This is a genomic window from Xenorhabdus griffiniae, assembly GCF_015163655.1.
GTDB classification, from domain to species: domain Bacteria; phylum Pseudomonadota; class Gammaproteobacteria; order Enterobacterales; family Enterobacteriaceae; genus Xenorhabdus; species Xenorhabdus griffiniae.
This window is the reverse complement of the sequence record NZ_JADEUF010000129.1, coordinates 1-10,288: the sequence shown is the minus strand read 5'-3', so window position 1 is coordinate 10,288 and position 10,288 is coordinate 1. Positions and strand designations below refer to the sequence as shown.

At 40.0% G+C, this 10,288-nt stretch carries 11 protein-coding genes; 8 read left to right on the top strand and 3 right to left on the bottom strand.

Translation table 11 applies throughout. The features are described from left to right. Window positions 1-315 precede the first annotated feature (315 nt). The 5 genes from IQ211_RS16310 (at window position 316) to IQ211_RS16290 (ending at window position 4,905) form a co-directional block, all read left to right on the top strand. Window positions 316-1,230, top strand: coding sequence for a metal ABC transporter substrate-binding protein (locus tag IQ211_RS16310; RefSeq protein WP_189760976.1), 915 nt, complete (start codon window positions 316-318; stop codon window positions 1,228-1,230). After that, window positions 1,227-2,138 (top strand): manganese/iron ABC transporter ATP-binding protein, encoded by a 912-nt coding sequence (locus IQ211_RS16305; RefSeq protein WP_189760975.1) that lies wholly within the window; start codon window positions 1,227-1,229, stop codon window positions 2,136-2,138. The genes IQ211_RS16310 and IQ211_RS16305 overlap by 4 nt, the downstream gene beginning before the upstream one ends. After that, window positions 2,135-3,010, top strand: a complete 876-nt coding sequence (locus tag IQ211_RS16300; RefSeq protein WP_189760974.1) for a metal ABC transporter permease — start codon at window positions 2,135-2,137, stop codon at window positions 3,008-3,010. Before IQ211_RS16305 ends, IQ211_RS16300 begins: the two co-directional genes overlap by 4 nt. After that, window positions 3,007-3,903, top strand: coding sequence for a metal ABC transporter permease (locus IQ211_RS16295; RefSeq protein WP_189760973.1), 897 nt, complete (start codon window positions 3,007-3,009; stop codon window positions 3,901-3,903). Before IQ211_RS16300 ends, IQ211_RS16295 begins: the two co-directional genes overlap by 4 nt. A gap of 132 nt (window positions 3,904-4,035) precedes the next feature. Next, the gene (locus tag IQ211_RS16290) at window positions 4,036-4,905 is read left to right on the top strand and encodes a fructosamine kinase family protein (protein ID WP_189760972.1); all 870 of its coding nucleotides are present in this window, start codon (window positions 4,036-4,038) and stop codon (window positions 4,903-4,905) included. A gap of 114 nt (window positions 4,906-5,019) precedes the next feature. Here IQ211_RS16290 and IQ211_RS16285 read toward each other — a convergent pair whose 3' ends face one another. Beyond that, the gene (locus IQ211_RS16285) at window positions 5,020-5,577 is read right to left on the bottom strand and encodes a YniB family protein (protein WP_189760971.1); all 558 of its coding nucleotides are present in this window, start codon (window positions 5,575-5,577) and stop codon (window positions 5,020-5,022) included. A 310-nt stretch (window positions 5,578-5,887) separates the two neighbouring features. Here IQ211_RS16285 and hxpB point away from each other — a divergent pair, with 310 nt between their 5' ends. From hxpB to IQ211_RS16270, 3 genes are all read left to right on the top strand, one after another. Further along, window positions 5,888-6,553 carry a hexitol phosphatase HxpB gene (gene hxpB / locus IQ211_RS16280; protein ID WP_189760970.1) on the top strand — a complete coding sequence of 222 codons (666 nt, stop codon included), beginning with the start codon at window positions 5,888-5,890 and terminating at the stop codon, window positions 6,551-6,553. Between the two features lie 182 nt (window positions 6,554-6,735). Beyond that, a complete protein-coding gene (locus tag IQ211_RS16275) occupies window positions 6,736-7,329 on the top strand; it encodes a metal-dependent hydrolase (RefSeq protein ID WP_189760969.1) in 594 nt (197 codons plus the stop codon). Between the two features lie 376 nt (window positions 7,330-7,705). After that, the gene (locus IQ211_RS16270) at window positions 7,706-9,097 is read left to right on the top strand and encodes an L-cystine transporter (protein WP_189760968.1); all 1,392 of its coding nucleotides are present in this window, start codon (window positions 7,706-7,708) and stop codon (window positions 9,095-9,097) included. Window positions 9,098-9,249: 152 nt separating this feature from the next. Here the strand turns inward: IQ211_RS16270 and IQ211_RS16265 are convergent, their stop codons facing one another. Both IQ211_RS16265 and IQ211_RS19685 read right to left on the bottom strand, forming a co-directional pair. Then, on the bottom strand, window positions 9,250-9,633 hold the full coding sequence (locus IQ211_RS16265; protein ID WP_189760967.1) for a hypothetical protein: 384 nt from the start codon (window positions 9,631-9,633) through the stop codon (window positions 9,250-9,252). A 473-nt stretch (window positions 9,634-10,106) separates the two neighbouring features. Beyond that, the coding region (locus IQ211_RS19685; protein ID WP_228011607.1) for a hypothetical protein at window positions 10,107-10,288 on the bottom strand (182 nt) is incomplete at its 5' end.

Sequence of the window (10,288 nt, the reverse complement as noted above, 5' to 3'; positions counted from 1 at the left end):
GTGTGGCTGCCATATCTGTAATCCATATCGCACCTCTCGGGCAATAGAGTATCGCAGCTAAAGCTGACCGACTAAAGTCGGTGGTTTTAACCTTTAATATGGAAAAATAAATCTCGTTATTACTCGTGGTTAACGCTAGACAACATGCTGTTTTTCTGTTCGCATGAAGTGCGTCATTGTCATATCAATCAATAAGAATTTAAGGGGCGTCTATCGAATTTATTGTTAATTTTCTCTCTATCGCCTTGACTTTATACAAGTGATACTGATAATCATTATCAATAATTATATGTACAGCAAGTAAGGGTTATCATAATGAATAAAAAATATTCTCTTTCTGATTTTCCGATATTCAATCTGATCCTTGTTCTATTCACAATGGCGCTATTCAGCCAGCAAGCTCATGCCGAGAAAACATTCAGAGTGGTTACAACATTTACTATTATTCAAGATATAGCCCAAAATGTCGCAGGAGACGCAGCAATTGTCGAGTCAATCACTAAACCTGGCGCAGAAATCCATGATTATCAACCCACTCCTAAAGATATCATAAAAGCGCAGCGTGCAGACCTTATCCTCTGGAATGGCTTAAATTTAGAACGCTGGTTCGAACGTTTCTTTGAAAACATGCAAGATATCCCTGCTGCAGTGATAACCGAAGGTATTACTCCTCTACCGATTCGTGAAGGACCTTACAATAAAAACCCTAATCCCCACGCCTGGATGTCGCCCAAAAATGCGCTGATCTATATCGAAAATATTCGTAAAGCCTTTGTCAAATACGATCCCGATAATGCCGAAATTTACAATCGTAATGCCAAAGCTTATGCAGAAAAAATGGCTCAATTGGATGCGCCCCTTAGGGAACGTCTTGCTCGTATTCCTGAAGAGCAACGCTGGCTAGTCACCAGTGAAGGCGCTTTCAGCTACCTCACACAAGATTATGGTTTCAAAGAAGTTTATTTGTGGCCAATTAATGCTGAGGAACAAGGTTCCCCACAACAGGTTCGCCGTGTCATTGATACAGTAAGAGCTAATAAGATCCCAGTTGTCTTCAGTGAAAGCACTGTTTCAGATAAACCAGCAAGACAAGTCAGTAAAGAAACGGGAGCACGTTACGGCGGGGTACTTTATGTAGACTCCCTCTCCACTCAAAAAGGACCGGTTCCAACTTATATTGATCTACTTAACACCACTGTAGACACTATCGCAAAAGGATTTAACCAATGAATCGCTCATCATTAAACCATCAATCGTTATTTGAGCATCCTCATTTAATTGTGGATAACGCCACTGTCACTTACAACAATGGGCATACTGCTATTTATGATGCCAGTTTTGACATTACTGGCGGCACAATTTGTGCACTGGTAGGTATGAATGGCAGCGGCAAATCCACATTATTCAAAACCATCATGGGGTTAGTCACACCTTCACAAGGAAAAGTGACTCTCAACAAGCAACCTATCAAAGCTGCATTAAAACAAAATATCATCGCATATGTTCCTCAAACTGAAGATGTAGATTGGAATTTTCCGGTTCTGGTTTCTGATGTTGTAATGATGGGACGCTATGGAAAAATGGGATTTTTGCGCCGCCCCAGTAAGCGAGATCATGAAATCGTCAATAAAGCCCTTGAACGTGTCGGGCTGACGGACTTGCGTGATCGCCAAATTGGTGAACTTTCTGGCGGACAGAAAAAACGCGCATTTTTAGCCCGTGCATTGGCTCAAGAAGGGAAAGTTTTGCTACTGGACGAACCTTTTACTGGGGTAGATGTTAAAACAGAAAATGCCATTATTGACTTACTTCGTGACTTACGTGACGAAGGGCATTTGGTCTTAGTGTCAACGCATAACCTCGGCAGTGTACCTGAATTTTGTGATCACGTTATTTTGATCAACCGCACAGTGCTCGCCAGTGGCCGAACTGAAAATACGTTTACTCAAAAAAATCTGGAAATAACCTTCGGTGGCGTCTTGCGCCATATTAATCTTTCCGCTCCTGAGCTGCATAAAGATGACGATCCACGCTCACTGACAGTGATAACCGATGATGAACGTGCTGCCGTCTTTTACGGACATGATCACCATATTCCACCGCGGCAAAACCCCAAACAAAAGGAAAACCAACCATGATGGAACTGCTTTTACAACCATTCAGTTACAACTACATGGTGAAAGCCATGTGGGTAAGCACCATTGTTGGGGGTGTCTGTGCTTTCTTATCTGCTTATCTGATGCTAAAAGGTTGGTCACTAATGGGAGATGCCCTCTCCCACTCTGTTGTGCCTGGTGTCGCAGGTGCATATGCTCTCGGTTTACCTTATGCAGGTGGTGCTTTTTTTACAGGGATGCTCGCTGCATTATCAATGACATTGGTGCGTCATATCACTCGGTTACGTGAAGATGCGGTGATAGGTTTTATATTCTCCACTTTTTTTGCCGTCGGATTATTGATCGTTTCTTTAAACCCTACATCCGTGAATGTACAAACCATTATATTAGGCAATATTCTCGGGATCGCTGATGAAGATGTTTTACAAGTGGAAATCATTATTGCCGTTTCCTTCATCATCTTAATGGTACTTTGGAAAGATCTGTTGGTTGTTTTCTTTGATGAAACTCACGCACGCTCCATTGGATTATCACCGTTACGGTTGAAAATCATTTTCTTCACTTTATTAAGTGCCTGTACTGTTGCTGCATTACAGACAGTAGGCGCTATCCTGGTTATCGCAATGGTTGTAACGCCTGGTGCAACCGCCTATTTATTGACAGATAGATTTAAACATTTGTTGATTATTGCCGTCGCTATCGGCTCACTCACGAGTGGTATTGGCGCATATGTGAGTTATTTTCTCAACGGTGCAACTGGGGGAGTGATTGTCACCATACAAACAGTCATTTTCTTACTCGCGTTCTTCTTTGCCCCTAAGCATGGCACGTTAGCCTCCCGCAGACGTGCCAGAAAGGAATCTCTGGCATTGATTCAGGAGCAACGCTCATGAACACATTTATTGAATTAATAACTGAACCTTTCATGCATGAGTTTATGCGACGAGCTATCTATGCGGCCATTATGGTGGGCGCTGTTTGTGCTGTACTTTCCTGTTACTTAGTCTTAAAGGGTTGGTCATTGATGGGAGATGCCATTTCCCATGCTGTTTTGCCAGGGATAGTGCTCGCTTTTGTAACTGGCATACCACTTGCAATAGGTGCTTTCCTTTCTGGTATATCTTGTGCATTCGCGACAGGCTACCTAAAAGAACATAGCCGAATCAAAGAAGATACTGTCATGGGAATCGTTTTCTCAGGTATGTTTGCATTTGGGTTAGTCCTGTTTACTCGTATAGATACGGATCAACACCTGACACACATTTTATTCGGCAGCATACTCGGCATTACCCAGCATGAATTACTCCAAACCTTGTGTATTGCCGGGATCACGCTGGCTATTGTGTTGCTAAAGAGAAAAGATTTCATGCTCTACTGCTTCGATCCCAACCAGGCACGAGTGGTTGGTCTCCCCGTAAAACTTCTCCATTACGGGTTATTATCACTGCTGGCCCTAACAATTGTCGCATCGTTGCAGGCTGTCGGTATCATCCTGGTCATTGCGATGTTAATCTCCCCCGGTATTATTGCTTTTATACTTTGCCGGAGCTTTGATCGCATGTTGATTGTAGCAATGGTTGCTTCTATATCATCCAGTGTACTTGGCACTATCATCAGCTTCCATATTGATGGTGAAACAGGCCCCTGTATCGTCATCATTCAGGCAATTTTCTTTGCTATTGCACTGACTTATGATCAAATAAAATTAGCTTGCAAGAAAGCAAACAAAAGATCGTTTGAGAAAATCTCATCCCATGAGGTATCAATTCCAGAAAAATCAAATTAAAAAATAATAGAGTGCCATATCAAATTTGAGATATGGCCTTATTAATTCCTATTAAAACGCCTTTTATCCTGTTCAAATGTTACATCTGTCTGTAATATAAGCATAGCAACTGTCAACTTAATGAGGTGAAACATGTGGCAAACAGTGAGCCGACTATTAAGTGAGCATTTTGGTGATGCTGAAATTCACGATAAAGAGGAATTGACAGGAGGAGATATTCACCGTGCCTGGCATGTTAAATATGGTGAACAACATATCTTTATCAAATCCAACGTGAAAGAAATGCTGCCAATTTTCAAAGCAGAAGCAGAGCAATTGGAATTATTAGCTCGCAGCAAAACAACCCGAGTTCCCGATGTTTATGGTGTAGGTCACGACCGCAACTATAGCTTCCTGTTACTGGAGCATCTGCCCATAAAACCCTTTAACCCACACAGTGCGTATCTTTTTGGTCAACACCTTGCGAAGCTACATCAATGGAGCGAACAACCTAAATTTGGTTTTGATTTTGATAACATGCTGGCAACGACCATACAACCTAACGGATGGCAAAAGCGTTGGGCCCATTTTTATGCCGAAAAACGCATTGGATGGCAACTGCAACTTGCCGCTGATAACGGGATGGTGTTTGGAAATATTAACCAAATTGTTCAAGTAATCAGCGATAGACTGCACAATCATCACCCTCAACCTTCTCTCCTGCATGGCGATCTATGGCCCATGAACTGTGCATCATTGAACGATAATTGTGCCGTCACTTTTGATCCTGCCTGCTATTGGGGAGATCGCGAATGCGATCTGGCGATGCTGCCACTTTACCCAGATCTTCCTTTGCAAATATTTGATGGTTACCAGAGTATTTGGCCATTGCCTAAAGATTTTCTTGAACGTCAACCCATTTACCAACTTTACTATTTGTTAAATAGATGCAATCTTTTCGGGGGAGAGAGTTTTATTCTAATCCAAAAGATAATTGATAAAATTTTATCTGAGCAGACATAAGAGAACTTAATATTTAATTATTGATAATAGTCCAATGATTCAAAAAAAGATAAAATTTATTATATTAACCCCAACGTGACATTGAGCATCCTTGCAGTATTATTAACTATCGCATTACCATCCTAAAAATTTAAATAAGAAGTACGCAATTACACCGATAATGATTGGTGATATGTAAAGGATAAAAATCTGGCTAAATAAAGAATGAGAGGGGAACGCAATTTTAGCTTTCAATTGTTCCTTAGTTATTCCACTCTCCTGCGCGTGCTCAAAGACCATTTGATCTTCAATACGTTCTTTGACGAATTTAAATTGACGATACATTCTCAATCCAGATGCACTCATTGCCAGCCCCACAAACATCAGCATATAAATGACAAAAAAGCTGATATTTTCCCCAGTCATGCCAGCAACACGCTCAGGGGTTGGAGAATGCTTCCAGAAAAAATCCAAAAATGGTGTATTGAATTTAATCATTTCTGTCATCATCTGAAGAAAATCATTCAAGACCGCATTAACTCCACCACCTCCAATACCGTCACCTTTAACACCATGCTGCCCTGCGGCTAGATTAATCACTGAGACAAAAGTTGACAACAGGGAGGGTACAAAAATAATCCAGCCCAAAATTCGCTTAGCGATAGCAATATATCCGGCTTGTTGATACGTCATTACATTCTCCATTGGCATAAATAATTTTATTTTTTAGTCAATGATAGCTCATAAAGAACCAACTTTAATCCTATTTACGGAGTCAATTTCTTACTTTACTGATGAAACTATACCCATCTCATTTCAAGATGCATATTATTTCTCCCCGCTTCGCGGGGAGAAATCACGTTTCATAGCGTGTTGTATATTGCAACTTGAAGTTGCATACGTATATCTCTTTCTTTGCTATCACCCATAACGAGATTTAATTTATTGGAATTGTTACAATCAAACTTCTTTAATCACTGTTATCATCGCGGAGAGATTTGAGATGTCATTTTGTTTATCTATGGAAGCCGCTATTTTTGATATGGATGGTTTACTGATTGATTCTGAACCTTATTGGGCACAGGGAGAAAAAAGCGTATTCAGTGAACTAGGACTGGATTTAAATTTAGCCAAAAACCTACCTGACACATTGGGATTACGAATCGATCACGTTGTTGAGTTATGGTATCAAGCATCACCCTGGCAAGGCGCCTCTAAAAGTGAAGTTGAACAACGTATCATCGATTACGTAGTTCAGTCAGTTGAAAAAAACCGTCCCTTACTGCCTGGAGTAGAACATGCTTTAAATCTCTGTCGCGAACGTGGGTTAAAAATTGGCCTGGCCTCCGCCTCACCCTATGAGATGATCAAAAAAGTGCTCGAATTGTTTAACCTACAACATTACTTTGATGTTGTCGTTTCTGCTGCACACTTACCTTACAGTAAACCGCATCCCGAAGTTTATTTACTGGCAGCCAGTCAACTTGGAGTCAACCCAACTAACTGTCTTACATTAGAAGACTCATTCAACGGTATGATAGCAACCAAAGCAGCAAGAATGCGCTCAATCGTCGTCCCCGCTTCCCACCATTTTGGTGATCCCCGCTGGTCATTGGCTGACGTTAAACTGAATTCGCTGGAAAAATTAACAATAGAAAATATTACTTAATAGCCACCGCGCTGCCCTATTTTTCGTATAAGGCAGCGCAAATATCAGCTGTCTCTTCAACCAACCAAGACACAGTTTCAAAATTTTCCTGGTTACCCTCTATCTTCCTCAGACAAAACCCTCTATACTGCCTCACTGTATGTATAAACAGCAATCAGCATAAATAATTAGTATAAATCGTTATGACAGCAGAAGGGCATCTTCTTTTTTCCGTTGCCAGCCTTGTATTGGCTCACCAGCTAGAAATCACACCAGAAATAGCACAGGGAGACTGGTTACACATGCTTCCCGGCGTACTTCTGGCTTCATTGTTACCAGATATCGACCATCCAAGTTCAACCTTAGGCAGATTGTTCCGCTTTATATCCATTCCAATCGCGCGATTATGTGGGCATCGTGGATTTACACATAGTTTATTAGCACTGCTTGTGGGGGTTACCCTATTCCAGACTGAAATACCGTCTAGTTGGCCCATTCCAACTGACTTTGTCCATGCAATGGTTATCGGTTATATCAGCCATCTTATTGCTGATATGCTTACTCCCGCTGGTATCCCACTGTTATGGCCGCTAAGAATACGTTTTTGCTTACCTATTCTTAGAGGTAAGGAACGTAAAAAAGCCGAACGTTTTATTGCCGTACTGATAGTAGTGATCGCTATTATCCTTCCACAACACATCGATTTCTCATTCGCTCGCTATTTCGACAGCTTACAATTTAACAAAATACAGTTTGATAAATTACCTATCGATAAACTACAGAATCTCTACAAATAACTGCTCAATATTCACATACAGCAAATACCGCAACCCCATTTTAAAATGGGGTTGCCTGCAAAATATCAATCATTTTTATTCGCTTCCTGTCACCTTCCAAAAACCTTTAACTCAGTAAGATACAAAGTTAATAGTTGCAATTGAGCAATAAACCAACACCAATAGATTAGGATATATAATCAATTTCACTAGCTAGTGAAAAATAATTATATTAAATTCCATTTAATTATAAGAAAGTGACTTATTATACTGATAATATTTTACTTTAAGCATTTCAGGGTACGTAGGCGATAGATTCAAATTGGAATAACTCTATATTCCAAACTACATACCGCAGCTCGAAATAGAAAGAGTATATAATTTTTGGAGACTAGAGATGGATTTACCACTCATCATTAACGTGCTCGTTTTTGTAGCACTGCTTATTCTATTAGCAAAAACGAACTCAAATAAATGGAGCTTATCCAAAAAAGTTCTTGTGGCTCTAGTCGTGGGCGTCGTTTTTGGACTGGCACTAAACATCATTTATGGAGCAGATAATCTTACCGTAAAAGAGTCAATTAAATGGTTCAATATTGTAGGTAATGGTTATGTACAACTGCTACAAATGGTTATCATGCCATTGGTTTTTGCTTCGATCCTAAGCGCCGTTACCCGCTTACACAAAGCATCTTCCTTAGGAAGGATCAGCTTCTTCACCATTGGTACATTATTGTTCACTACAGCAATTTCCGCTTTAATCGGTATTGTCATTGCCAATTTGTTTGGGCTAAGTGCAGCAGGACTCATTCAAGGCACGCAAGAAACTGCACGTTTATTAGCAATTGAAAACAATTATATTGGCAAAGTTGCAGATATGAGTGTGCCTCAAATCATTCTCTCCTTTATCCCTAAAAATCCTTTTGCTGACCTGACGGGAGCACGTCCTACTTCTATTATTAGTGTGGTAATTTTTGCGGCATTTTTAGGCATCGCTGCGCTACAAATGATTAAAGATAATCAGGAACGCGGCAAACTGGCTCTCGTTGCCATTGATACTCTGCAAGCATGGGCAATGAAGCTGGTCAGGTTAGTTATGTGCCTCACTCCATACGGTGTAATGGCCTTAATGACCAAAGTTGTCGCCAGCTCCAATGTCCATGACATTACTCAATTAGGTAGTTTTGTTGTGGCTTCCTACATTGCCCTTGGTCTGATGTTTGTAGTACATGGCGGACTTTTGGCATTCACGGGTATCAATCCTCTGAAATTCTTTAAAAAAGCAGGTCCTGTACTGACATTTGCATTTGCCAGTCGTTCAAGCGCTGCCAGTATTCCCTTGAATGTCGAAACACAAACTCGTCGCCTCGGTGTACCTGAGTCTATTGCCAGCTTCTCCGCTTCTTTTGGCGCGACTATTGGGCAAAATGGCTGTGCTGGCATTTATCCAGCTATGTTGGCAGTGATGGTAGCGCCAACTGTAGGCATTGATCCCTTTGATCCAGTGTGGATTGCAACGCTTGTGGGAATTGTGACTATCAGCTCTGCGGGAGTTGCTGGTGTTGGTGGTGGCGCAACATTTGCTGCATTGATTGTTTTACCTGCTATGGGCTTACCTGTCACCTTAGTGGCACTGCTTATTTCTGTTGAGCCTCTGATTGATATGGGACGTACAGCATTAAATGTTAATGGCGCTATGACAGCAGGGACTATCACCAGTCAATTGATGAGAAAAACGAATAAAGAAGTATTTGAACAAGACGAAGAAGTGGTATTAAATCAATCTTAATTCAAAATAATAATTAGCAAATGTAATATACTTTTATCGAATAAGGCAGATATATTAACTGCCTTATTCGTTAGCTTGTTTGATTTTTAGTTTTAATATAACGATTATTAAATAAAAATTAACACTATTACTGAAATATTTATTAACTAAACTCATAATTCATAAATAGACTGCAAACAATTAGTAGAGTATGACAATTCTACATAAAGATACATGGTATCACTACTAAGTGTTAGCAACACATCCCCATTATCGTTTGGGGAGATGTTACAATAGAAATTACTTTTTATTGTATATACACGCAGATTTTTTGTCGTTAACATTATCCACCAATAATCAAAATCAGGAAAAAAGAAGCTTACATCATAAACAATATTCATGACAAATCTATGTGGTTCAGACATACCAACGTTCTCTAAACGCATATGCTCTTCTTTGCTAGAATCATTCGCTCTGCGGTGACGTATTATCACTGAGTCAATATCATCCTTCCAATAAGTAGAAAGGAAAACTCTTCCTTTTCTTATATCAGACATAATGAATTCTCCTATGCTATTTGGTTATAAATATTACTTCGATAAAGTCGTTTCCAATTGTGGACTTAAAACGATTTACCTTAAAATTTAATTATATTATGAATCGCCACAATTGATTTTATCAATGATTGAATCGATAGAGATGTGAGTTATATACCAATCCAACTTCAAGTTGCAGCTTACAAATCAATGTGATTATTTATATCTCCCCGCTACGCGGGGAGATATAAGACGAACCTTGAAAGGCGATTGGTATAGTCATAATGACTATACTAATAGTATAGTACAAAATTGTGGTTTTTATTTTTTTATGTATCTTTGATATTTTTCGTGATGAAGCATACATATTTTTTCATCAGAGTCAAATAATCCAGCATTGAGTGCTGCTGCCTTTTCATTCTGATGTAAGGTATGCTCAAGTTAAAGAAAAACCAATAACCTTAACCAGGGCAAAATGGCGTTGGATAGCGTAATCAGTTCGTTGTACATAAGAGGTAGCAATAAACCTGACAGCCCGACACTTCACAATAGACGTAAAAAAACCCACCAAAGTGGGTTCTTTTACCCCGAATCACCACCACAGCTATCAGGAAGGGTTCTAACGGCGGAGACCAATCCACCGTTAAAGGCAAGACCAATGATTCCTCATTGACCA